The organism is Microbacterium sp. ER1, assembly GCF_023383675.1.
In the GTDB taxonomy this organism is placed as follows: Bacteria; Actinomycetota; Actinomycetes; order Actinomycetales; family Microbacteriaceae; genus Microbacterium.
In genome coordinates this window covers 1-22,041 of sequence record NZ_QCXO01000129.1, presented here as the reverse complement: position 1 = coordinate 22,041, position 22,041 = coordinate 1, and the positions used below count along the sequence as shown (strand labels likewise).

Sequence of the window (22,041 nt, the reverse complement as noted above, 5' to 3'; positions counted from 1 at the left end):
GTCATCGCCCTGACGCCCCGCTCCGGACTCGGAGCGGGGCGTCAGTCGTCAGGAGCGGTCCGCGTCGATGCCGAACAGCTCGAGGGGATGGGTGAGGCGCCACCACGGGCTCGGGCCGTCCATGTCTTCGGCGAGGACGAGTGCGGTCTCGGTGGTGTCGATGGGGCCGGCCGTGGTGAGGGTGCCGACGTCGCCGTCCGCCTCGCGCTGCTCGCCGAGATCGAACACAGCCGTCGCGGTCGCGCTCGCCCCGTTCCACAGCACCACATCCGCGTCCTCACCGGTCACGACGTCGACCTCCTCGCCCCAGGCGGTGCGGACGCGTCCGACCACCGTCCCGGCGGGAACGGCGGGGCCCTGCGCCTGCAGCGCCGCCTCGGTTTGCGCGAAGAGGGCTCGGGTGAGGGCGAGACGCGCCTCGTCGTCCTCCTGGTTCAGCGCCGCGGCGTAGAGGCGGACCGTCGAGTCCCCCACGGAGACGTCCTTCGCCGTCAGCAGGTTCCAGCCGACGAGTGTGCCGGTCTTGATGCCGACGACCCCCGGGTCCGCGAGCATGCCGTTCGTGTTCTCCACCGTGCCGGCCCCCGGCAGCTCGACCGACCGGGTGCCCACGATCTCCGCGAACACGGGATTCTGCATCGCGAGCTCGCCGAGAGCCACGAGCGCCTCCGGGGTGGCGACGTTGCGCGCGTCGAATCCGGACGGCGTGACCACGGTGATCCCGGAGAGCCCGCGCTCGCCGAGCCAGACCTCGGCGGCGGCCGCGAACTCCCGATCGGAGCCCCAGATCTCCGCGGCGAGCCGATCGATGTAGTTGTTGGCCGAACCGAGCAGGGTGCCCTGCAGGAGCTGGTACTCGGTCAGCACCCCGCCCACGGGGACATCCAGCGCGGACTGATTCGAGATCCGGTAGTCCCAGTACCGGATGCTGTCGGCGTAGGTGAAGGAGAACTCGGGGCCCTGCTCCCCGGGGGCGAGGGGCAGGCGGTCGAGCACCATGAGCGTGCTGACGACCTTGGTGATGCTCGCGATGCTGACCGGGGCGGTCGTGGACGCGGCCGTGGTCATCCCGGCGATGCCCACGGCGCCGTCGCCCACCTCCGGCCAGGCGAGCGCGGCGGTGGGGGCGGCCACCGGGGTGACCTGCACGGCCTGGACGGTGGGCGCGACCTCGTGCAACGGCCAGAGCAGCGTGCTTCCGGCGTAGGAGGCGACGAGCCCGGCGAGGACCCCGAGCGGGACGAGCAGGCCCGGGCCGGCGATCGCCGGACGCAGCGTCGCGTCGCGCAGCAGGCCGGGGGCGGCCTCGGCTTCCGGGGTGGCGTCGAACTCCGGTGTCGACGACCCGGACTCGACCACGTCCGTGTCGACCCACGTCAGCGCGGTCGCCGGTGTCGAGGCATCGGCCCACGCGACGGTCTCCGTCGTGGTCGCAGGCAGCGTGTCGACGGTCTGCGAGGACGCGGGGGTGGAGTCCTCGGGCCGCGCGTCGACGCCGACGCCGCCGGACGCCTCTTCAGGGGGATCGGAAGCGGTCACTCGCTTACGGTACCGAATGCCGCCAGGAATCCGCCGTGCGCGGCTCGGGACGCGCGGGCGGAAGACGCTAGGATCGACAGCACAACCACGGGAGTCCGGCGAGCCGGGCTGAGAGGGAGCGAATCGCGCTTCGACCGTCGAACCTGATCTGGGTCATGCCAGCGCAGGGAGGAGTTCACATGAGTACGTCCACGTCCGCATCCTCGTCCACGAAGACGACCGGCGCTCCGGCGCGCAGCTATCTGCGGTGGCGCATCGTCGACATCGTCGTCGCCAGCGTGCTCGGCGTCGCCGCCGGCCTGATCTTCCTGGCCTGGAACGTCGGGTACCTCGGCCCCAAGGCCCTGCTCGAGCCGCTGCTCCCCGGGCTCCAGGGGCTCCTGGACGGACCGTGGCTGTTCGCCGGAGTGCTCGGCGGCCTCATCATCCGCAAGGCCGGTGCGGCGATCTACGTCGAACTGCTGGCCGCCGTCGTCTCGGCGCTCATCGGCAACCAGTGGGGTGGCTTCCTCACGCTCGAGGCGGGCCTCGTGCAGGGTCTCGGCGCCGAGCTCGTCTTCCTGCTGTTCTTCTACCGTCGCTGGTCGCTGCCCGTCGCGATCCTCGCCGGTGCCGGCGCTGCGCTCGCGGGAGGCATCAACAACCTCATCCTCTGGTACGCCGGCTCCGGTCCCGCGTTCACCGTGATCTATCTCGTGAGCACGGTGATCTCCGGCGCCGTCATCGCCGGTGCCCTGTCGTGGGTGCTCGCCCGCGGTATCGCGGCGACGGGGGCGCTGGACCGCTTCGGCTCCGGGCGCGAGGCGCGCGTGCGCGTCTGATGGCGGCGCAGGTCGCTCCCGCGGTCGTCGAGGCGCGCGGCTGGGGCTGGCGGCATGCGAGCCGCCGGGCATGGGCGCTGCGCGACGTCTCGTTCCGCATCGAGCCCGGCGAGCGGGTTCTCGTGCTCGGCGCGTCCGGGGCGGGCAAGTCGACCCTGCTGCATGGCCTCGCGGGCGTGCTCGGCGGCGAGGAGGAGGGCGAGAGCGCGGGGGAGCTCCTCGTCGACGACGCTCCGGCGGTGGCGACTCGCGGGCGCGCCGGACTGGTCCTCCAGGACCCCGATTCCCAGGTGATCCTCGCCCGCGCAGGCGACGACGTCGCGTTCGGGTGCGAGAACCTCGGCGTGCCGCGTGCGGAGATCTGGCCGCGTGTCGAGGCGGCGCTCGCTGCCGTCGGCCTCGACGTGCCGCTCGATCATCCGACCAAGGCGCTGTCGGGCGGCCAGAAGCAACGTCTCGCCCTCGCCGGCATGCTCGCGATGCGCCCCGGCCTCGTCCTCCTCGACGAGCCGACGGCGAACCTCGATCCGGACGGGGTGCGCGAGGTCAGGGAGGCGGTGGAGCGGATGCTCGCCGCGCACCCCGCCACCCTCGTGGTCGTGGAGCATCGACTCGAGGTGTGGTTGCCGCTCCTCACCCGGGTCATCGTGCTCGGTGCCGGCGGGGTGGTCGCGGACGGCCCTCCCGCCGCGGTGCTCGGTGCGCAGGGAGAGCGCCTGGCGGCGGACGGCGTCTGGGTGCCCGGGCGTCCTTCCGTCGAGCCCCCGGCACCGAGGACGGTGCCCGGCGAGGTGCTGCTGTCGGCCCGAGCACTCGCCGTGGCGCGGGTGAAGGGGCGTCCGGTGGCCCGCGGCATCGACCTCGACGTGCGGGCGGGAGAGGCCCTCGCGATCACCGGTCCGAACGGCGCGGGCAAGTCCACGCTGGGCCTGACCCTCGCGGGCCTGCTCCCGCCCGCGGAGGGGGCCGTGATCGCGGCGCCGATGCTCGCGCAGGGTGCCGATCCCGCGCCGATCCGCTGGGCGTCCCGCGACCTCCTCACCCGGATCGGCATGGTCTTCCAGGAGCCGGAGCACCAGCTTCTCGCCACCACCGTGCGCGACGAGCTCGCCATCGGCCCGCGCGCGCTGGGCGTCCCGGAGGACGAGGAGGTCGAGGCCCGCGTCGACGAGCTGCTCGCCCGCCTGCGCCTGTCCGCGCTGGGAGCCGCGAACCCGTACACGCTCTCGGGTGGGGAGAAGCGCCGTCTCACCGTCGCGGCCGCGATCGCCACGCGACCCCGGGTGCTGATCCTCGACGAGCCGACGTTCGGACAGGACGCCCGCACCTGGGCCGAGCTCGTCGCGATGCTCGCCACCCTCCGGGACGAGGGCTCCGCGATCGTCACCGTCACGCACGACCTCGACGTGGCGCGCGCCCTGCACGCCACCCGCTTCGCCCTGGGGGCGCCGGCATGACGGATCTCGCCGACACCCGCGCGCGCGCCGGCGTCGTGGCCCGGATCAACCCGGTCGCGAAGCTCGGCGTGAGCGCCCTCATCGCCGTGCCCTTGATCCTCACACTGGATCCCGTGTCGGCGGCGGTCGCCCTGGTGCTCGAAGCGGTGCTGTTCCTGTTCGCCGGCATCGGGTGGCGCGAGTTCTGGGTCCGCACCTGGCCGGTCTGGCTCGCGGCGCCGCTCACAGGGCTCACCATCGCCCTCTACGGCGAGACGAGCGGCACGGTCTACGTCGACTGGTTCGTGCTGCGCATCAGCGAGGGGTCGCTCGCGCTCGCCGTCGCCACGATGCTCCGGGTGCTCGCGATCGCCCTGCCCTCGGTGGTGCTCTTCATCACGGTCGATCCGACCGATCTCGCCGACGGCCTCGGGCAGATCCTGCGCCTGCCCGCCCGATTCGTGCTCGGCGCGCTCGCCGGACTGCGCATGGTCGGGCTGTTCCTCGACGACTGGCGGGCTCTGGAACTGGCGCGTCGAGCCCGCGGCGTGGCCGACCGCGGCCGCATCCGGCGCTTCCTCGGGATGGCCTTCGCCTTGCTCGTGCTGTCCATCCGCCGCGGGGCGAAGCTCGCCACCGCGATGGAGGCACGGGGCTTCGGTGCCCCCGGCCGCCGCACCTGGGCGCGCGAGTCCCGCTTCGGTGCCCCCGAGTGGGCCCTCCTGGCCGTCGGGGCCGCGATCTCCGGGATCGCGATCGCCGCGGCGGTCGCCACCGGCGCGTGGAACTTCATCCTCGGGCCGTCCTGACCTCACCCCTTTCGGACGAGGGCCCCTGGAGGTGACTCGACGGCCGGTCTAGCGTCCGCTGGAGACAGTGCCAATCGACACCGACCGAAAGGGACGTCCCATGAGCATCTCCTCCGCCGACGACCAGCCGCTCTTCACGCGGCCGGGTGAGGCCACCGTCGCACCGCGACACGTCATCCCGGATTCCGAGTCGCTTCCCGCGACGGCGAAGCAGATCGTCGAGGACGAGACCATCCTCGACGGCAACGCGCGCCTCAACCTCGCCACCTTCGTCAGCACCTGGATGGATGACGAGGCGAAGCAGGTCTACATGGCCTCCTTCGACAAGAACATGATCGACAAGGACGAGTATCCGCAGACCGCCGCCATCGAGGACAACTGCTGGCACATGCTCGCGAACCTGTGGAAGGCGCCGGACGCCGCTCGCAGCATCGGCACGTCGACCATCGGGTCCTCCGAGGCGTGCATGCTCGGCGGTCTCGCGTTCAAGCGTCGCTGGCAGCAGGCCCGCCGTGCCGCCGGCAAGGACGCCTCCACGCCGAACCTCGTGATGTCGAGCGCGGTGCAGGTGTGCTGGGAGAAGTTCTGCAACTACTTCGACGTCGAACCGCGCTACGTGCCCATCAGCGAGGCGCACAAGACGCTCGACGGCCATGACCTCGAGAAGTACGTGGACGAGAACACGATCGGGGTGGTCGCCATCATGGGCGTCACCTACACCGGCATGTACGAGCCGGTGGCCGAGATCGCCGCGGCGCTCGACGCGATCCAGGAGAAGACGGGTCTCGACATCCCGATCCACGTGGACGGCGCCTCGGGCGCGATGATCGCCCCGTTCCTCCAGCCCGACCTGGTCTGGGACTTCCGGCTGGAGCGCGTGCATTCCATCAGCACCTCGGGACACAAGTACGGTCTCGTCTACCCGGGTCTCGGGTGGGTGGTCTGGCGCGACGCGCAATGGCTGCCGGAGGACCTGGTGTTCAAGGTGAGCTATCTCGGCGGGGAGATGCCGACCTTCGCCCTGAACTTCTCCCGCCCTGGCGCTCAGGTGCTGCTGCAGTACTACCTGTTCCTCCGCCTCGGGTTCGAGGGCTACCGGGCCGTGCAGCAGGCCTCGCAGGACGTGGCGAGGTTCCTCTCCGCGGGCATCGCGAAGCTCGATGCGTTCGAGCTGTGGAACGACGGCAGCGACATCCCCGTCTTCGCCTGGCGCCTGAAGGACGGGCACACCGACAAGTGGACGCTCTACCACCTCCAGGACCGCCTCCGGATGCGCGGCTGGCTCGTGCCCGCCTATCCCATGCCCGCGGACCTCGAAGACCTCACCGTGCAGCGGATCGTCGTGCGCAACGGGCTCAGCATGGACCTGGCCGCCGAACTGCTCGACGCCATCACCGCCGAGGTGGCCCACCTCGACGCGCTCACGGCTCCCATGCCGTCCGACCACCCCGACTCGGCGTTCCACCACTAGGGGGCCGACATGTCCGCCCCGCAGTCCGGTGCCGCCGGCGCCGCCTCCACGCCGCGCATCTCCCGTCCCGCCGTCGCCGTCCTCGGCGTCGGGCAGCTCGCCCTGCTCACCCTCGTGGTCGTGGCGAGCCTGCGATCGCTGCCGGCGATGGCGATCTACGGCCTCGGCAGCGTCACGCTCTACATCATCCCGGCGATCCTCTTCCTCATCCCCACGGCTCTCGTCGCGGCCGAGCTCGCGACGGGGTGGAAGGGCGGCGTGTACGTCTGGGTGCGCGAGGCCCTCGGCAACCGCTGGGGATTCACCGCGGTGTGGCTGCAGTGGATCCAGAACGTGGTCTGGTTCCCGACGCAGCTCGCATTCGTGGCCGGCGCCCTCGCCTTCGTCTTCCTCGACCCCTCGCTGTCCAGCTCCGGGTTCTTCACCGCGGTCGTCATCATCGTCTTCTACTGGGGCTCCACCCTGGTCACCCTCCGCGGCGGCGACCTGTTCGCGAAGCTCGGCTCCTGGGGCGGCATCATCGGCACGCTGTTCCCGGCGGTGCTGCTCATCGTGTTCGGTGCGGTGTGGGTGTTCAGCGGAGAGAAGAGCCAGGTGCCGCTGGATGCCTCGGCGATGATCCCGCCGTTCACGGGGCTGGCCTCCATCGTGCTGATCGTGTCGAACGTGCTCGCCTACGCCGGTATGGAGGTGAACGCCGTCCACGTGAACCAGATGAAGGATCCCGGCAAGGGCTACCCGCGCTCGGTGTTCCTCGCCGCCGGCCTCATCCTGCTCGTCTTCATCCTGCCCACCATCGCGATCGCGGTCGCGGTGCCCAAGAAGGAGCTCGGGCTGACGAACGGCATCATGCTCGCGTTCGGGGAGTACTTCGACCACTGGGACATGGGCTGGGCGACGGCCGTCGTGTCCGCGCTCATCGCCGCCGGGGCCCTCGCCTCAGTCGTGACGTGGGTCGCCGGTCCGTCCAAGGGCGTGCTGGCGGCGGCGGAGACGGGTCTGCTCCCGCCGCTGCTGCAGAAGCGCAACAAGGCCGGGGTCCAGTCGGGCATCCTCATGCTCCAGGGCACCATCGTCACGATCCTCGCGGCGATCTTCATCATCGTGCCGAACGTCAGCGCGGCCTTCGTCGCCCTCATCGACATGGCCGCCGCGCTGTACCTCATCATGTACATGCTCATGTTCGCCTCGGCGATGGTGCTGCGGCGGAAGGCGCCCGACGTCCACCGGGCCTATCGCGTGAAGGCCCTCCCGTTCGTCGCCGGGGTCGGTTTCGTCGCCTGCCTCGCCGCGTTCGTGCTCGCCTTCATCCCGCCCGACGGCTTCACCGCGTTCCCGGCCGCCGCGTACCCGTGGATCGTCGGACTGGTGATCGTCGTGCTCGGCGTGCCGCCGCTGCTGTTCTACGCGCTGCGCAAACCGTCGTGGGATCGGCGGCCGCCCGACGGGAGTCTCCTCAGCGACGCGCATCCCGAGGCGTGAGCGCGGCTCAGGTCTCGTTCCAGAGCCGTCGGTAGTACTCCAGTCTCGGGGGATCGGGGTCGACGCCGTAGGCCGCGATGAGCGTGTCCTCCCACCCGGGACCGAAGTTCCACAGCGTGCTCATGGCGGCCACGGCGATGTCGGCCCACCGGTCGGCGACGCCGAGCGCGGCGAGGTCGACGTGGGCCACCGGACGGCCGTCGTCGTCGAACAGGGTGTTGGGGAGGCACGCGTCGCCGTGGCAGACCACGAGCCGGTCGATCGACGGCGGCTTGAGCAGGTCCGTCGGCACCAGCGTGCCACGGGCGGCGGCGTTCGCGATGCGCTCCTCAGGGCTCCAGGTCCACGGGCACTCCGCGACGGGGAGCGCATCGTGCAGGAGGCGCAGGCCGAGCCCGACCGCGCGCACGGCGGACTCGGGAGAGGCGGCCCACCGCGGATCCACGGCGCTGCTGCCGGGCAGGGCCGCCGTCACGAGCCATTCGTGCGCCTCGTCCTGGCCCTGGGAGAGCACCTCGGGCACGGTGGTCCAGGTGCGGGCCCAGCGCATCCGCTCGGCCTCGTCGCGCATGCTCGCCTCGGGATCGTGGGGACCCCATTTGATGTAGCGGCCGTCGTCGGTGCGGAAGGTCAGGCCGCCGATCGCGTTGCGCCACGCGGGGGTCAGCGCGGCCCCGGCGGCGAGTTCGCGGACCGGGGCGGGGACCTCGACGGAGGCGGCGGGGATGCTCACCTCTCCATCCTGCCGGAACCTCGGTGTCGTAGGCTCGGGTCGACGCGGCGGGCCTGCGGTGACACCAAGAACCGCATAGGCTGGGACTGCGTTCCATGCATGTCGCACGACGACGTTCGAAGGAGAACATCAGATGCAGATCAGCGGACAGGGTGCCCTCGTCACCGGCGGCGCCTCCGGACTCGGGCTGGCCACCGCCCGTCGGCTCACGGCCGCAGGCGCGCACGTCACGATCATCGACCTCGCCTCGTCGAAGGGGGAGGAGATCGCCGCAGAGCTCGGCGGTCTCTTCGTGCCCGCGGATGTGACGAGCGTCGACGAGGTCAAGGCCGCCGTCGCCGCGGCACAGGCCGCCGCGCCGCTGCGGGTGGTCGTGAACTGCGCTGGCATCGCCCCGCCCGCCAAGGTGCTCGACCGGGACGGCACGCCCGCCGTCCTCGCCGACTTCGAGCGGATCGTCCGCATCAACCTCGTCGGCACATTCAACGTGATCTCCCAGGCCGCCGCCGTCATCGCCGCGAACGAGCTGCACGACGAGGAGCGGGGGGTCATCGTCAACACCGCGAGCGTCGCCGCGTTCGACGGACAGATCGGGCAGCCGGCGTACTCGGCGTCCAAGGGCGGCGTGCACGCCATGACCCTGCCGATCGCCCGCGAGCTCGCCCGTCACGCCATCCGCGTGTGCACGATCGCCCCGGGCATCATGGAGACCCCGATGCTCATGGGCCTGCCGCAGGAGGCGCAGGACTCGCTCGGACAGCAGGTGCCGTTCCCCGCTCGCCTCGGACGCCCCGACGAGTACGCCGCCCTCGTGCAGCAGATCGTCGAGAACGGCTACCTCAACGGCGAGACCATCCGCCTCGACGGCGCCATCCGCATGGCCCCGCGGTGACCCCTCCCGGCTTCGAATCGCCTGAATGACCCGATTCGACCCGGAAATCCAGCCAATCAAGCGATTCGAAACGAGAACCATGAGCACACTCGCCGAAAAGACCATCCTCATGTCGGGCGGCAGCCGCGGGATCGGCCTCGCGATCGCCCTGCGCGCGGCCGCGGACGGCGCGAACATCGCGATGCTCGCCAAGACCGACTCCCCGCACCCGAAGCTCGAGGGCACCGTGCACAGCGCGGCCGAGCAGATCCGCGCCGCCGGCGGCCAGGCCCTGCCGATCGTGGGCGACGTGCGGGACGACGACCACATCACCGAGGCCGTCATGAAGACCCAGGGCGAGTTCGGCGGGATCGACATCGTCCTCAACAACGCCAGTGTCATCGACCTGTCCCGGTCGCTCGACCTCTCCGCGAAGAAGTACGACCTGATGCAGGACGTGAACGTCCGCGGCACCTTCATGCTCTCCCGGGCCGCGGTGCCCATCCTCAAGGACGCCGAGAACCCGCACATCCTCTCGCTCTCGCCGCCCCTGAACCCCACCCCGAAGTGGCTGGGTGCGCACACCGGGTACACGCTGGCGAAGTACGGGATGACGATGGTCACGCTCGGACTCGCGGCGGAGTTCGCGGCCGACGGCATCGCCGCCAACACGCTGTGGCCGCGCACGACGATCGCGACGGCCGCGGTGCAGAACCTCCTCGGTGGCGACAAGGTGATGGCCGCGAGCAGGACCGCCGACATCTACGCCGACGCCGCCTACGCCGTGCTCACCCAGCCGGCGCGCACCTACACGGGACAGTCGCTGATCGTGGAGGACGTGCTCGAGGCGAACGGCGTCACCGACTTCTCGGGCTACGCCGCGGTGCCGGGGACTCCGGACAGCGCGCTGTTCCCGGACATCTTCCTCGACTGATGCGCTTCGACAGGCTCAGCGACCCACGGTGGGTCCCTGAGCCTGTCGAAGGGTGGGTCCCTGAGCCTGTCGAAGGGCCCTGAGCCTGTCGAAGGGCCTGAGGCTGTCGAAGGGCTAGAGCAGCAGGTACACGGCGCCGAGGATCGTCAGCACGATCACGATGCGGTCGAAGAGCCGCTGGTCCAGGCGCCGCGCCACCCGCAGCCCGAGCAGCGCGCCGAGCACCACGAGCGGCGCGAGGATCGCATCGGTGAGCAGCACGGGCCCGGTGAACAGTCCGATGCCGGCGAGGAACGGCACCTTGATCACGTTGATGATCGCGAAGAACCAGGCGGAGGTGCCCAGGAACACCTGGACGGGCGTGCGCGTGGCGAGGAAGTACATCGACATGACCGGCCCGCCCGCGTTGGCCACCATGGTCGTGAAGCCGCCGAGCGTGCCGTAGACGCCGGCCAGCAGCGCGCCGCCCCGCGCCGCCGCCTCCTGCTCCGCCCGCGCCTGCCGCCATCGCCGCCACAGCGTCACGGCGATCATGAGCAGCAGGATCACGCCGATGGCGCGGCGGACGACCCCGTCTCCGGTCAGGGCGAGGAAGGCGAAGCCGAGGAGGAGTCCGGCCACCACCGCCGGTGCGAGGCGCAGCAGCGTGGGCCAATGCGCGTGCCGTCGGTAGGCCAGCAGTGCGAACACGTCGCCCACCATCAGCAGCAGGAGCGTCGCGGCCGTGGAGGTGCGTGCGGGGAGGACCGCGGCGAACAGGGCGATCGCGAGGATGCTGCCGCCCGGAAGAGCGGTCTTCGAGATCCCGATGACGACCGCGGCCACGCCGAGCGCGGCCCAGGCCCAGGGATCGAGCGCTGTCACCGCCGGAGCTCGGCGGCGATGGCGTCATACCCGCGGTCGGTCGCGAGGTCGACCGGCAGCACCCCGTCGCCGTCGCGGATGGTCGCGTCGGCCCCGCCGTCGAGGAGAGCGCGCACCACCTCGACGTAGCGGGCGGAGCCGTCGCCGAGCACGATCGCCTCGTGCAGGGCGGTCCAGCCGAGGTTGTTGATGTGATCCGGATCGACCCCCGCCTCCAGCAGGATCTCCACCGTCGGCAGCAGGCCGCGCTCGGACGCGGGGATCAGCGCGGTGCCGCCGAAGCGGTTCGTGCTGCGGAGGTCCGCTCCGTGCGCCAGGGTCATCCGCAGGATCCCGTCATGCCCGCGGGCGCCGGCGTAGAGGTAGGCGGAGTCCTGGATGTCGTCCTTCGCGTTCACGTCGGCGCCGGCCTCGATCAGGAGCCGTGCCGCGTCGACGTGGTTCGCCTTGGTGGCCGTGATCAGGGGGGTCATGCCGCCGTCGCCACGGGCCTCGATGTCGGCGCCCGCGTCGAGCGCGCGGCGGACGGCGTCAGCGTCCCCCGCGGCGGCCGCGGCGAGCAGGTCGGACGTGGCGTCGGTCGTGGGAACCTCCGGGATCAGTGCCGTGTGGGGCGACGAGGGTGCAGCGGTGCAGGCTGGGGCGAGAAGCAGTGCCCCCGCGAGCACGCCGACCGCCGCACTCCGTCGCATCCGCATGCATCCGGTATACCAAATGATCCCGGAGGTCGGCGGCTCAGCTCCGCGTGGCAGCGAGGGCGGCGGCGAAGCGCGCGGCCCGCTCCTCGATGTCCGCCCAGTCCCCGTTCGTGATCGCGGTGCCGTTCGCAAGGTCGCCACCGGCCCCCACGGCGACCGCGCCGGCCGCGAACCAGTCGGCGAGGTTGTCGGGCTTCACGCCGCCCGTGGGCATCAGCGGGGCGTCGGGGAAGGGCCCGCGCAGCGCACCGAGGTAGGAGGGGCCGCCGAGGGAGGCGGGGAAGATCTTCACGACGTCGACCCCGAGTTCGAGGGCGCCCATGACCTCCGTCGGGGTCATCGCGCCGGTCATCACGACGCGGCCGGTGTCGAGCATGGCGCGCGTAAGGTCGGGGAGGGTGCCCGGGCTGACGAGGAACGCGGCACCCGCGTCGGCGGCCTGGGTCGCCTGCTCCGCCGTCGTGACGGTGCCGGCGCCGATGTACGCGGCGTCTCCGTGGCGGGCGATGAGCTCGCGGATCACGGCCGGCGCGTCGGGGGTCGAGAAGGTCACCTCGATACCGGAGACTCCGCCGCGGATGATCGCCTCGGACGCCTCCAGAGCCAGCTCCGGCGACGGGGCGCGGAGGACAGCGAGGATGCCGGTGGTGCGGGCGCGGGCGAGACGGTCGGACATGCTGCTCCTTGATCGAGGGGGATGCGCCCATTCTTCCGCACCGCAACTTGTCATTACAAGTAGCCGTGAAGCGCCCGCGCGACAGGGATCGCGCCCAGCCGCCTCCCACCCGCATCCCGGTACCCTGGAGGGATGGCCGAGAACCCCCGCACACCCGAGACGCGCCCCGCGACTGCGCCCGCGTCGTCCCGTTCGGGGGCGATCCGCGAGACCCGCGCCCCGCAGGTGCGCCCCGCGACCGAGGGCTGGACCCAGAAGAAGGACGCCGAGGGGCGCCCCCTGCTGCAGTTCGCGAGCCCGAAGCGCGGCAAGCCGCCGGTCCACCTCGCCGACCTCACCCCGGCCGAGCGCATCGAGAAGGTGAAGGAGCTCGGACTCCCCGGGTTCCGCGCCAAGCAGCTCGCCACGCACTACTTCCGCCACTACACGTCCGACCCCGCGGAGATGACGGACCTCCCCGCCGGTATCCGCGACGAGCTCGTCGCCGGCATGCTCCCGCCCCTCATGACCGAGGTGCGGCGGCTGGAGACCGACCGCGGCGACACCATCAAGTTCCTCTGGCGCCTGCACGACGGCGCGCTCGTCGAGTCGGTCCTCATGCGCTACCCCGGCCGCATCACGCTGTGCGTGTCGAGCCAGGCCGGCTGCGGCATGAACTGCCCGTTCTGTGCCACGGGTCAGGCGGGGCTGACGCGCAACATGTCCACCGCTGAGATCATCGAGCAGATCGTCCGGGCCAACCGGGCCATCGCGAACGGCGAGCTGGGCGGCAAGAAGCGCGACGATCACAGCATGGAGCGCGTCTCGAACATCGTCTTCATGGGCATGGGGGAGCCGCTGGCCAACTACAAGCGCGTCATGGATGCGGTGCGCACCATGGTCACCCCGCAGCCCGACGGTCTCGGCATGAGCGCCCGCGGAATCACGGTGTCGACGGTGGGGCTCGTGCCCGCGATCAGGAAGCTCGCCGACGAGAACATCCCCGTCACGTTCGCCCTATCGCTGCACGCCCCCGACGACCACCTGCGCGACGAGCTCATCCCCGTGAACTCGCGGTGGAAGGTCGACGAGGCGCTCGACGCGGCCTACGACTACTACGCCAAGACCGGGCGCCGCGTGTCCATCGAGTACGCCCTCATCAAGGACATGAACGACCACGCCTGGCGGGCCGACCTGTTGGCGGAGAAGCTGAACCAGCGCGGTCGCGGATGGGTGCACGTGAACCCGATCCCGCTGAACCCGACGCCGGGCTCGATCTGGACCTCGTCGGAGAAGGACGTCACGGACGAGTTCGTGCGACGGCTGAACGACGCCGGCATCCCGACGACCCTCCGCGACACCCGCGGCAAGGAGATCGACGGCGCCTGCGGACAGCTCGTCGCGACGACCGAGGACGAGGCTGCCGCCGCGGCGATGGCCTGACCCCGGTTCGAATCGCTCACCTGGCTCCAAACCCGGCCCGGATGCCGCCATTCGCGCGACTCGAAGGCCCGTCCAAGGGATCTTCCACGGTATGCACAGGCGGAGTTTCGTAGATTATCGGGATGCCCTATTCCGCCCACCGCCCGGGTCGCTTCGACTCGCAGGGTCGGATCATCCTCGACGGCGACCCGAACGCCGAGACGGATGACCTCGACTTCCTGCGCGAGTACGAGCCGACCGGCGACACGTCCGCGCAGTCCGACGTCGCGTCCGACGGCCCGACGCCCGAGCCGGTGACGGCGCCCGACGCCCCGGTCGACGCGGAGCCCGTCCCCGCGCGGAAGGCGCGTCCGCCGCGCGTCCGGAAGCCGCGTCGTCGTCGCACCGCCGCCGAGCGCCTCCGTGCTCTCGCGATCCTCGGCGGGGCCGAGGGCGAGATCCTCGACCGTGTCCCCGGCGAGACCCCGCGTTTCGTGCAGATGTTCTTCGTGCTCGCCGGCACCGCCCTCGTGAGCGCGATCTCCATGCTCTTCGCCCTCACGACGGGCGTGCGCGCGGCGGTCTGGCTCGCCATCCCGCTCGCGATCGTGTGGGCGCTCATCATCTTCAACCTCGACCGCTTCCTGACCTCGACCATGACGTCGACCCGCAACGTCTGGAAGCTCATCGGTCTCGCGATCCCCCGCGTCATCATGGCCGCGATCATCGGTTTCGTCGTCGCGGAGCCACTCGTTCTGCAGATCTTCCACAACGACATCTCGCGGGAGGTCGCCGCGACCAACATCGTCCAGGCGCAGGCCGACCAGGAGGCGCTCGAGACCGGTCCGGAGAAGAAGGCGCTGGATGCGGCGTCCGAGCGTGTCGCGGCGCTCGAGAACCAGGCGGCGACGGGCATCGTCGCGGGGACCGAATCGTCGTCGGCGACCGAATCCGCCGCCCAGTCCACGGTCGACGACCTGACGGCCAAGCTCACGGAGCAGCAGGCCGTGATCGACCAGGCGCGGACGCTGTACCAGTGCGAGCTCACGGGCGAGGGTGCGGGCACCGTCCCCGGCTGCACCGGCGTGAACGGCGAGGGCGCGAGCTCTCAGGCCGCCCAGGCCCAGCTCGCCGAGGCCCAGCAGACCTACGACGCGCTCGCGGCCCAGCTCCGCACCGCGAACGAGGAGCTCGCCGCTGCCGGAAGCGCCGCCAAGGAGAACACCACGGCCTCGGAGTCACAGAACCGTCAGCAGGCGAAGGATGAACTCCCCGCCGCGCGTGACACGTACGAGCAGGCGCTCGCGGCCTACAACGCCCGCGCGGACTCCGTGGCGCAGGGCAACGCCGGGGCGGTGGGGCTGCTGAGCCAGATCAGCGGCCTCAACCGCCTGAGCGAGAAGGAGCCCGCGATCCTCTGGGCGCACATCCTCATCGCGGCGCTGTTCTTCATGATCGAGCTGCTGCCGGTACTGGTGAAGGTGCTCACGAGCTACGGCGACCCGAGCCTCTATGAGAAGGCGCTGGCCATCCGCAAGCAGGTCGCGCTGGACAGGGTCACGGCGGAGGGCTTCCGCGACCGCGCCGACATCGTCACCACTCCCGCCTCCGGCGCCGGGGCTCAGGCCACCTGACTCGTTTCGAATCGCGCACTGTGCTCCATCCCGGCCGGATTCGGAGCAAAGTGGGCGATTCGAACACGGGAGAGGCCTCCGGCCCGAGACGCCGCCGCGAGAGAACGGATCAAGGCCACCGCGGACGGGGACCTCGGCCACGGGGTGCCGGTCACGGCGGCTTCGATGCGGGCGAGCGGCTCACGGAGGGATGGGTCGTGCGTGCGGCTGTCGTCCTGGAGCCATGCGAGAAGCTCGCCGATGGTCCAATCCTGCTGAATTGGACCGAGATCGATGCCGAAGCTGGTCGTCGAAGCTGTCATTGGTCCAGAATCGGCTCTCATGGACACCCTCGACAGGGCCAATGCGACGCCGGTGGCCCACGGATCGGCCCCCGGCCCCCTCGTGCAGGGCGGTGAGGTCGCCGCGGGCGCTCTCGCCGCCCGCCTCGGCCGCTGGGCCCACGGCGACGGCACCCTCTCCACCCGCCTCGCCGCGGCGATCGCCGCCCTGATCGGCGGGGGTGAGCTGCGTCCCGCCGACCGCCTGCCTGCCGAACGCGCCCTCTCCGCGGCGGTCGCGGTCTCGCGGGGCACGGTCGTGTCGGCCTATGCGTCCCTCGCCGAGCAGGGCCTCGTCGAGCGCCGGCAGGGGAGCGGGACCACGGTCGCGGGGGCGAGGACGACCCCCGCGGCGGACCGCCGTCCCGGCCGCGGCGAGGCCCTGTTCTCGGCTCTCCCCAACGCGATCGACCTGCTCCGCACGGTGCCGCAGATCCCGGACCTCGGTGTGCAGCTCATCCGCGACCACCAGCCGCGGCTCGACCTCGCCCTGCTCCCGGAGACCGACCCCGCGGGGCTCCCGGCGCTCCGCGAACTCATCGCCGACATGTACCGCGCCGAGGGGACGCCGACCACGCCCGAGCAGATCCTCGTGACCCACGGCGCGCAGCAGGCCATCAGCCTCGTCGTCAACGCGCTCGTGGAGCCCGGCGACGTCGTGCTCGCGGAGGAGATCACCTGGCCGGGCGTGACCGACTCCGTGGGGCTGCGCGGCGGCACCGTGCACGGCGTGCCGATGGGCGCGGACGGCCTCGACGTCGACGCGCTGGAGCAGGCGATGGCCCGGCTGCGTCCCGTGCTCGTCGCGCTCAACCCGCACCACCAGAACCCGACGGGGACGCGACTTCCCGCGGCGGCGCGCCACCGCGTGGCCGAGCTCGCCGCGCAGTACGGGGTCCCCGTGATCGAGGATCGCGTCGTCGCCGGTATCTCGTTCGACGGGGTCGTGCCGCCCACGCTCGCCTCGGAGCGGCCGGACGCCCCGGTGCTCGTCGTCGAATCCGTGTCGAAGTGGGCCTGGGCCGGGCTGCGGATCGGGTGGCTGCGGGCCGACCCGGTGCTGGTCCGGCGGCTCCGCGGCGCCCGGCAGCTCGCCGACCAGTCCACGAGCGTGCCCGGCCAGCTCCTCGCACTCGACCTCATCGCGCACGCGACGGAGCTCCGCCGCGCCAACAGCCGCGTGCACCAGCAGCGGCTCCTCCTGCTGCACGAACTGATGGCCGCGCACCTCCCCGACTGGACCTCCGACGCCCCTCGGGGCGGACTCGCGCTGTGGGCGGCGCTGCCTCGGGGCTCCGCATCGGCTCTCGCGCGGGTCGCCGCGGCGCATGGCGTCTCGATCGCGGGCACCGGGGCCTTCGCGGTCTCGGCCGCCGCGCCGGACGACCACGTGCGCCTGCCGTTCACCGCGCCGGACGACGTGCTCACCGAGGGGGTGCGCCGCTTGGGCGACGCCTGGCGCGAGTACCGGGAGACTCTCAGCAGCCCTGCCTAGGGTGACCGCATGACACCGGTGCCGCGTCCCACCCTCTGGATCTGCGTCGCGGGCGTGCTCGCCGTCACCGCGTACGCCGCCCTCGCCGCGGTGCAGATCCTCGTGCTGAATCCGCTCGCCGCGGCTCCGGGCGACCTCTCGCTCGACGAGGTCCGGGCCGCGATGTCGAACGCCGGGGAGAGCCTCATGGCTCCGACCGTCCTCGGGATCCTCGGCGCGGGCGTGTGCCTGGGAGTCGGGACGGCCGTCGTCTGCCTCCTCACGCGGGCTCCGGCGGTGGTGGCCGGCATGACGTTCCTCGCGCTGCTCATGGGCGGGGCTCCGGCCTACTTCGTCGCGTCGTTCGGCCCGGGCATGGGGCTCGCCGACACCTTCGGCATCAGCGGCGCCGATGCCTCCCCGTGGGCGCTGCCCCTGTACGCGGTCAGCGCGCTCGCCGCGGTCGGGGTGCTGGTCGGGGCCGCGCTCACGTCCCGCCGCCGCGGACCGGCGCCCGCCACCGTCTGACGATCGCGGCCGATCCGGCCCGCTGCTCCCCTTGGCGGGACTAGCGTTGGTCCATGGTCAACTATCGCTATCTCGGCAACAGCGGTCTCAAGGTCTCGGAGATCACGTACGGCAACTGGGTCACGCACGCCTCGCAGGTCGAGGACGACGCCGCGGTCAAGACCGTGCACGCCGCCCTGGACGCCGGCATCACCACGTTCGACACCGCGGACACCTACGCCAACACGGCCGCCGAGGTCGTGCTCGGCAAGGCTCTCGAAGGCCAGCGTCGCGAGAGCCTCGAGATCTTCACGAAGGTCTACTTCCCGACCGGCCCCAAGGGTCCGAACGACACCGGCCTGAGCCGGAAGCACATCATGGAGTCGATCAACGGCTCGCTGCAGCGCCTCGGCACCGACTACGTCGATCTCTACCAGGCACACCGCTTCGACTACGAGACCCCGCTGGAGGAGACGTTCCAGGCCTTCGCCGACGTGGTCCGTCAGGGCAAGGCGCTCTACATCGGCGTCTCGGAGTGGACCGCGGAGCAGCTCCGCGAAGGACACGCGCTGGCGAAGCAGCTCGGCATCCAGCTCATCTCCAACCAGCCCCAGTACTCCATGCTGTGGCGGGTCATCGAGGGCAAGGTGGTCCCCGCGTCGGAGGAGCTCGGCATCTCGCAGATCGTCTGGTCGCCGATGGCGCAGGGCGTGCTGAGCGGGAAGTACCTCCCTGGCCAGCCGGTGCCGGAGGGGTCGCGGGCGACGGATCAGAATTCGGGCGCGGGCTTCATCAAGAGCTTCCTGCAGGACGAGATCCTCACCGCGGTGCAGCGCCTCAAGCCGATCGCGGAGCAGGCGGGGCTGTCGATGCCGCAGCTCGCGATCGCGTGGGTGCTGCAGAACCCGAACGTCGCGGCGGCCCTCGTCGGCGCCTCCCGTCCGGAGCAGCTCGCCGACACGGTCAAGGCCTCCGGCGTGACGCTCGACGCCGACACCATGACCGCGATCGACGAGGCCCTCGGTGACACGGTCAACCGCGACGCCGAGCACACGTACTCCGTGTCGCCGAAGTCCCGGCTCGTCTAGGCCTTCGAATCGCGCAAATGGTCCCATTCCGTCAAGGAATGGGACCATTTGCGCGATTCGGGCGGGTTACTCCTTGACAGCCCCGGCCGTGAGGCCCTGGACGATCCAGCGGCTGGCGAGGGCGAACATCACCATCGTCGGGAGGATCGTCAGCACGGCCGCGGCGCTCATGGAGCCCCAGTCGATGTTGAACGTGGAGATGAAGCCGTTGAGCGCCGAGGGCACGGTGCGGTTCGCATCGGTGTTCATCAGCACGACCGACAGGAACAGCTCGTTCCAGCAGTTCACGAAGTTGAAGATGAACGCGGCGATGATGCCGGGCGTCATCACGGGCACGAGCACCCGGAACAGCGCGCCCAGCCGCGAGCAGCCGTCGATCATCGCCGCCTCCTCCAGCGCGTCGGGGACGTTCTCGAAGAAGCCCCGCAGCATGACCGTGGAGAACGGGATGCAGATCGCGATGTAGACGAGGATGAGACCGGGCTTGGTGTCGACGAGTCCCAGGTCGGTCATCATCGAGTACAGCGGTCCGAGGGCGATGAACGCCGGGATCATCTGCGTCAACAGGAACGCGATGAGCACCGTGCCTTTGCCGCGGAACTCGAACCGTGCCAGCACGTAGGCGCTGAGCAGGGCGATGAGCGTCGCCACCGCGCCGGCCGACACCGCCACGATGGCCGAGTTCGCCAGGAACGTCCCGAACGAGCTCTTCTCGAACAGGCTCGTGAAGTTGTCCAGCGAGGGCTCGCTCGGCCAGTACTCGATCGGGAAGCGGTTGATGGTCCCCGGCGACTTGAACGCGGTGAGCGTGATCCAGTACAGCGGGAACAGCGTGATGAGCAGCCACAGGCCCAGGCCGACGAGACGCACCACGCCGCCCACCGTGACGCGGGGCTTGGGGCGCGGGGCGGCCTTCGGGTCGGGCACCGTGATGCGACGGGTCTCGGTGACCGAGGAGCCGGTCCGGACGGATGAGGTGATGGTCATCGCTGCACTCTCCGCATCGCCATCAGGTAGAACGCGCAAAACACCATGAGGAACGCCACGACGATGAGCCCGATGGCGCTCGCGATGCCGTAGTTGCCCTGCTGCGTGTAGCTGATCATCCACGTCGTGATGATGTGGGTCTGGTTGGCCGGGCCGCCGTTCGTCATCGCGTAGATGATGTCGGGGAAGTTGAAGATCCAGATCACGCGCAGCAGGATCGTCAGCAGCAGCGTCATCGAGATGTACGGGATGATGATGGAGAACAGCTGCCGCACTTTGCCGGCGCCGTCGAGGCTCGCCGCCTCCAGCATCTCGTCCGGCACCGACTGGAGAGCGGCAAGGATCATGATCGCGAAGAAGGTCACGCCGTACCAGATGTTCGCGACGATCACGGCGAACATCGCGAGCTTCGGGTCGGCCAGCCACGGCAGCGGGGCGTCGATCAGACCGGCCTTCATGAGCAGGTCGTTGACGACGCCGAATTCGGCGTTGAACATCCAGCGGAACAGCATGCCGATGAGGAAGCCGGACACCGCCCACGGGAAGAACACCAGCGCCTGGTAGAGGCCGCGGAAGCGGAACCGCTTGCGCAGGGCGAGCGCGATGAGGAACCCGATCACAAGCTGCGGCACGAGCGAGCCGACCACCCAGAGCACGGAGTTCCAGGCCACGGTCGGAAACGCCGGGTCGCGGAAGACGGCGAGGAAGTTGTCGAAGCCCACGAACGGCGTCGACGTGAGATCCCACAGGTTCCAGTCGTGGAAGGCCATGCGGGCGCCCTGCAGCATCGGCCAGTAGGTGAACCAGCAGACGAAGACGATCGCCGGCGCGAGGAAGGCCAGCAGCGTGAGCGCGGTGCGCCCCCGGAACGGGCGTCGACGCGATGCCGGGGAGGCCCCGCCGGCGGTGCCGACGGAGCCCCCTTCACGGATGGTGCGGGCCACGGATCAACCCTTCTCCGCGGCGTACTTCTCGGTCCAGAACGCGTCCCACGAGGCGAGGAGGTCCTTCGTGGACATGTTGCCCAGCAGCACGCTCTGCACGTCCTGGTCGGACTTCTGGATCCACTCGGTCCACCAGCTCACCCCGCGCGGCTGACGCACGTTGACGTAGGTCTCCGGGTCCTCGGTCATGGTGACGTAGCTGGTCCAGGGGCCGGTGGAGTAGAACTCGTCGTCCGCGGCGGCCGCGATGATCGGGACGAGGCTGTTCGCCTGCGCGAACTCGGTGGCGGGCTCGGCGGACGACAGGAACTCGACGAGCTTCACCGCGGCCTCCTTGTGCTCGCTGTTCTCCGCGACACCCCAGCCGGCGACGGCGAGGGGCTGTGCGGCCTTGCCGGACGGGCCGACGAGCAGCGGCGCGGTATCCCACTGGTCCTCGGTCAGCGAGGAGTCCTGCACCGTCGCGATGACCTCCGGGTCCTGCAGGAGGAAGGCCGTGGTGCCGTTGGTGAACCCGGCGACCATCTCGGGGTAGCCCCACGAGACGGCGGACGGCGGCGAGGCTTCCTTGAACAGGTCGAAGTAGTCGTCGACGGCCTCCTGCGCTTCGGGGGCGGCGAAGATCGTCGAGCCGTCCTCCATGAGGAACGCGTCCTCCGTGTCGAGGCCGTCGATCGTGTAGGCCTCGATCGCGGCGACGACGTTGCTGTTCGCGTTCTGACCGCCACGGAACGCGTACCCGTAGATGTTGTTCGACGGGTCCTGGATCGCCGACGCCTGCTCCAGCAGGTCCTTCCAGCTGTGCGGCGGGCCGTCGAAGCCGGCCTGCTCGACGAGGTCGGTGCGGTAGAACAGCGACAGGCCGTAGAAGCCGTAGGGGACGAAGTAGCTCTTGCCGTCTTCCGCGACCGAGGCCGACTGCGCGTTCTCGGTCAGGGCGTCCCAGCCGTCCCACTTCTTCAGATCGGGACCGAGGTCGTAGAGCCAGCCGTTGTTCGCGAACGGCCCGACGGTGATGTCGCGCACCTCGAGCACATCGACGCCCTTGCCGGACTGCAGCATCTGCTGGATCTTCTGGTCGGCCTGCTCGGTGGGCGGGGAGACGAGGGTGACGGTGATGTCGGGGTTGTCCTTCTCGAACTCGTCGAGCAGTCCGCGGAGGAGCTCCGTGCGCGCCGGGTTCGTCAGGCTCTCGACCATCTGGAGGGTGACGCTGCCGTCGCCGCCGGACGAGCCGGAGCCTCCGGAGCAGCCGGTGAGTGCGAGGACGGCGACGGTGCCGACTCCGGCTGCGGTCGTCAAGATCTTGTTCTTCACGATGTGCCTCTCGGTGGGGGTGGGTGGTGTTCGGG

General features: G+C 70.7%; 20 protein-coding genes and 1 riboswitch. Of the genes, 12 read left to right on the top strand and 8 right to left on the bottom strand.

Annotated elements, in window-relative coordinates:
- Window positions 1–48 precede the first annotated feature (48 nt).
- Window positions 49–1,539, bottom strand: coding sequence for a D-alanyl-D-alanine carboxypeptidase (locus BV453_RS05715; RefSeq protein WP_249521088.1), 1,491 nt, complete (start codon window positions 1,537–1,539; stop codon window positions 49–51).
- A gap of 77 nt (window positions 1,540–1,616) precedes the next feature.
- Window positions 1,617–1,726: riboswitch (TPP riboswitch) on the top strand.
- Between BV453_RS05715 and BV453_RS05710 the strand changes: the two genes are divergently transcribed.
- The 5 genes from BV453_RS05710 (at window position 1,719) to BV453_RS05690 (ending at window position 7,558) form a co-directional block, all read left to right on the top strand.
- Window positions 1,719–2,360: an ECF transporter S component gene (locus BV453_RS05710; protein ID WP_025104860.1), complete on the top strand. Its 642-nt coding sequence runs from the start codon at window positions 1,719–1,721 to the stop codon at window positions 2,358–2,360. It overlaps the preceding riboswitch by 8 nt.
- Entirely contained in the window at window positions 2,360–3,817 is a 1,458-nt protein-coding gene (locus BV453_RS05705) for an ABC transporter ATP-binding protein (protein ID WP_249521087.1), read from the top strand. Before BV453_RS05710 ends, BV453_RS05705 begins: the two co-directional genes overlap by 1 nt.
- Window positions 3,814–4,605 (top strand): energy-coupling factor transporter transmembrane protein EcfT, encoded by a 792-nt coding sequence (locus BV453_RS05700; protein ID WP_025104858.1) that lies wholly within the window; start codon window positions 3,814–3,816, stop codon window positions 4,603–4,605. The genes BV453_RS05705 and BV453_RS05700 overlap by 4 nt, the downstream gene beginning before the upstream one ends.
- Before the next feature lie 100 nt (window positions 4,606–4,705).
- A complete protein-coding gene (locus BV453_RS05695; protein ID WP_249521086.1) occupies window positions 4,706–6,076 on the top strand; it encodes a glutamate decarboxylase in 1,371 nt (456 codons plus the stop codon).
- 9 nt (window positions 6,077–6,085) lie between these two features.
- Entirely contained in the window at window positions 6,086–7,558 is a 1,473-nt protein-coding gene (locus BV453_RS05690; RefSeq protein WP_249521085.1) for an amino acid permease, read from the top strand.
- Window positions 7,559–7,565: 7 nt separating this feature from the next.
- On the opposite strand, the gene BV453_RS05685 is transcribed toward BV453_RS05690, so the two are convergent.
- On the bottom strand, window positions 7,566–8,291 hold the full coding sequence (locus BV453_RS05685) for an aminoglycoside 3'-phosphotransferase (RefSeq protein ID WP_249521084.1): 726 nt from the start codon (window positions 8,289–8,291) through the stop codon (window positions 7,566–7,568).
- A 133-nt stretch (window positions 8,292–8,424) separates the two neighbouring features.
- On the opposite strand from BV453_RS05685, the gene BV453_RS05680 reads away from it, so the two are divergent.
- Both BV453_RS05680 and BV453_RS05675 read left to right on the top strand, forming a co-directional pair.
- Complete coding sequence (locus BV453_RS05680; RefSeq protein ID WP_062637106.1) at window positions 8,425–9,183, top strand: SDR family NAD(P)-dependent oxidoreductase; 759 nt, start codon at window positions 8,425–8,427, stop codon at window positions 9,181–9,183.
- Window positions 9,184–9,262: 79 nt separating this feature from the next.
- Complete coding sequence (locus BV453_RS05675; protein WP_249521083.1) at window positions 9,263–10,096, top strand: NAD(P)-dependent oxidoreductase; 834 nt, start codon at window positions 9,263–9,265, stop codon at window positions 10,094–10,096.
- Between the two features lie 114 nt (window positions 10,097–10,210).
- Here BV453_RS05675 and BV453_RS05670 read toward each other — a convergent pair whose 3' ends face one another.
- From BV453_RS05670 to BV453_RS05660, 3 genes are read right to left on the bottom strand one after another with little or no spacing between them, the layout of a single operon-like run.
- Window positions 10,211–10,960, bottom strand: coding sequence for a sulfite exporter TauE/SafE family protein (locus BV453_RS05670; protein ID WP_060923668.1), 750 nt, complete (start codon window positions 10,958–10,960; stop codon window positions 10,211–10,213).
- On the bottom strand, window positions 10,957–11,658 hold the full coding sequence (locus BV453_RS05665; protein WP_249521082.1) for an ankyrin repeat domain-containing protein: 702 nt from the start codon (window positions 11,656–11,658) through the stop codon (window positions 10,957–10,959). Before BV453_RS05665 ends, BV453_RS05670 begins: the two co-directional genes overlap by 4 nt.
- Window positions 11,659–11,695: 37 nt before the next feature.
- Window positions 11,696–12,334 (bottom strand): bifunctional 4-hydroxy-2-oxoglutarate aldolase/2-dehydro-3-deoxy-phosphogluconate aldolase, encoded by a 639-nt coding sequence (locus BV453_RS05660; protein WP_249521081.1) that lies wholly within the window; start codon window positions 12,332–12,334, stop codon window positions 11,696–11,698.
- Window positions 12,335–12,466: 132 nt separating this feature from the next.
- Here BV453_RS05660 and rlmN point away from each other — a divergent pair, with 132 nt between their 5' ends.
- The 5 genes from rlmN to BV453_RS05635 all read left to right on the top strand — a co-directional run bounded on the left by rlmN (window position 12,467) and on the right by BV453_RS05635 (window position 18,758).
- A complete protein-coding gene (gene rlmN, locus BV453_RS05655; protein ID WP_249521080.1) occupies window positions 12,467–13,756 on the top strand; it encodes a 23S rRNA (adenine(2503)-C(2))-methyltransferase RlmN in 1,290 nt (429 codons plus the stop codon).
- Window positions 13,757–13,878: 122 nt separating this feature from the next.
- Window positions 13,879–15,369 carry a DUF4407 domain-containing protein gene (locus BV453_RS05650; RefSeq protein ID WP_249521079.1) on the top strand — a complete coding sequence of 497 codons (1,491 nt, stop codon included), beginning with the start codon at window positions 13,879–13,881 and terminating at the stop codon, window positions 15,367–15,369.
- A 321-nt stretch (window positions 15,370–15,690) separates the two neighbouring features.
- Complete coding sequence (locus BV453_RS05645) at window positions 15,691–17,184, top strand: PLP-dependent aminotransferase family protein (RefSeq protein ID WP_249521078.1); 1,494 nt, start codon at window positions 15,691–15,693, stop codon at window positions 17,182–17,184.
- Window positions 17,185–17,193: 9 nt separating this feature from the next.
- The gene (locus BV453_RS05640) at window positions 17,194–17,691 is read left to right on the top strand and encodes a hypothetical protein (protein ID WP_126894158.1); all 498 of its coding nucleotides are present in this window, start codon (window positions 17,194–17,196) and stop codon (window positions 17,689–17,691) included.
- Between the two features lie 53 nt (window positions 17,692–17,744).
- Window positions 17,745–18,758 carry an aldo/keto reductase family protein gene (locus tag BV453_RS05635; RefSeq protein ID WP_025104844.1) on the top strand — a complete coding sequence of 338 codons (1,014 nt, stop codon included), beginning with the start codon at window positions 17,745–17,747 and terminating at the stop codon, window positions 18,756–18,758.
- A 66-nt stretch (window positions 18,759–18,824) separates the two neighbouring features.
- Here BV453_RS05635 and BV453_RS05630 read toward each other — a convergent pair whose 3' ends face one another.
- The 3 genes from BV453_RS05630 to BV453_RS05620 are packed head-to-tail and all read right to left on the bottom strand — an operon-like array spanning window position 18,825 to window position 22,006.
- Complete coding sequence (locus BV453_RS05630; protein ID WP_025105357.1) at window positions 18,825–19,745, bottom strand: carbohydrate ABC transporter permease; 921 nt, start codon at window positions 19,743–19,745, stop codon at window positions 18,825–18,827.
- Complete coding sequence (locus tag BV453_RS05625; protein WP_249521077.1) at window positions 19,742–20,689, bottom strand: carbohydrate ABC transporter permease; 948 nt, start codon at window positions 20,687–20,689, stop codon at window positions 19,742–19,744. The genes BV453_RS05630 and BV453_RS05625 overlap by 4 nt, the downstream gene beginning before the upstream one ends.
- A 3-nt stretch (window positions 20,690–20,692) precedes the next feature.
- A complete protein-coding gene (locus tag BV453_RS05620; RefSeq protein ID WP_025105359.1) occupies window positions 20,693–22,006 on the bottom strand; it encodes a sugar ABC transporter substrate-binding protein in 1,314 nt (437 codons plus the stop codon).
- Between the last annotated feature and the right edge of the window lie 35 nt (window positions 22,007–22,041).

Bases quoted from the DNA above. Each gene is read 5' to 3' on its own strand.
- BV453_RS05690 (WP_249521085.1), top strand. From the start codon at position 6,086: ATGTCCGCCCCGCAGTCCGGTGCCGCCGGCGCCGCCTCCACGCCGCGC.
- BV453_RS05660 (WP_249521081.1), bottom strand. From the start codon at position 12,334: ATGTCCGACCGTCTCGCCCGCGCCCGCACCACCGGCATCCTCGCTGTC.
- BV453_RS05695 (WP_249521086.1), top strand. From the start codon at position 4,706: ATGAGCATCTCCTCCGCCGACGACCAGCCGCTCTTCACGCGGCCGGGT.
- BV453_RS05680 (WP_062637106.1), top strand. From the start codon at position 8,425: ATGCAGATCAGCGGACAGGGTGCCCTCGTCACCGGCGGCGCCTCCGGA.
- BV453_RS05700 (WP_025104858.1), top strand. From the start codon at position 3,814: ATGACGGATCTCGCCGACACCCGCGCGCGCGCCGGCGTCGTGGCCCGG.
- BV453_RS05640 (WP_126894158.1), top strand. From the start codon at position 17,194: ATGACACCGGTGCCGCGTCCCACCCTCTGGATCTGCGTCGCGGGCGTG.
- BV453_RS05630 (WP_025105357.1), bottom strand. From the start codon at position 19,745: ATGACCATCACCTCATCCGTCCGGACCGGCTCCTCGGTCACCGAGACC.
- BV453_RS05645 (WP_249521078.1), top strand. From the start codon at position 15,691: ATGGACACCCTCGACAGGGCCAATGCGACGCCGGTGGCCCACGGATCG.
- BV453_RS05650 (WP_249521079.1), top strand. From the start codon at position 13,879: ATGCCCTATTCCGCCCACCGCCCGGGTCGCTTCGACTCGCAGGGTCGG.
- rlmN (WP_249521080.1), top strand. From the start codon at position 12,467: ATGGCCGAGAACCCCCGCACACCCGAGACGCGCCCCGCGACTGCGCCC.
- BV453_RS05635 (WP_025104844.1), top strand. From the start codon at position 17,745: ATGGTCAACTATCGCTATCTCGGCAACAGCGGTCTCAAGGTCTCGGAG.
- BV453_RS05705 (WP_249521087.1), top strand. From the start codon at position 2,360: ATGGCGGCGCAGGTCGCTCCCGCGGTCGTCGAGGCGCGCGGCTGGGGC.
- BV453_RS05665 (WP_249521082.1), bottom strand. From the start codon at position 11,658: ATGCGGATGCGACGGAGTGCGGCGGTCGGCGTGCTCGCGGGGGCACTG.
- BV453_RS05710 (WP_025104860.1), top strand. From the start codon at position 1,719: ATGAGTACGTCCACGTCCGCATCCTCGTCCACGAAGACGACCGGCGCT.
- BV453_RS05675 (WP_249521083.1), top strand. From the start codon at position 9,263: ATGAGCACACTCGCCGAAAAGACCATCCTCATGTCGGGCGGCAGCCGC.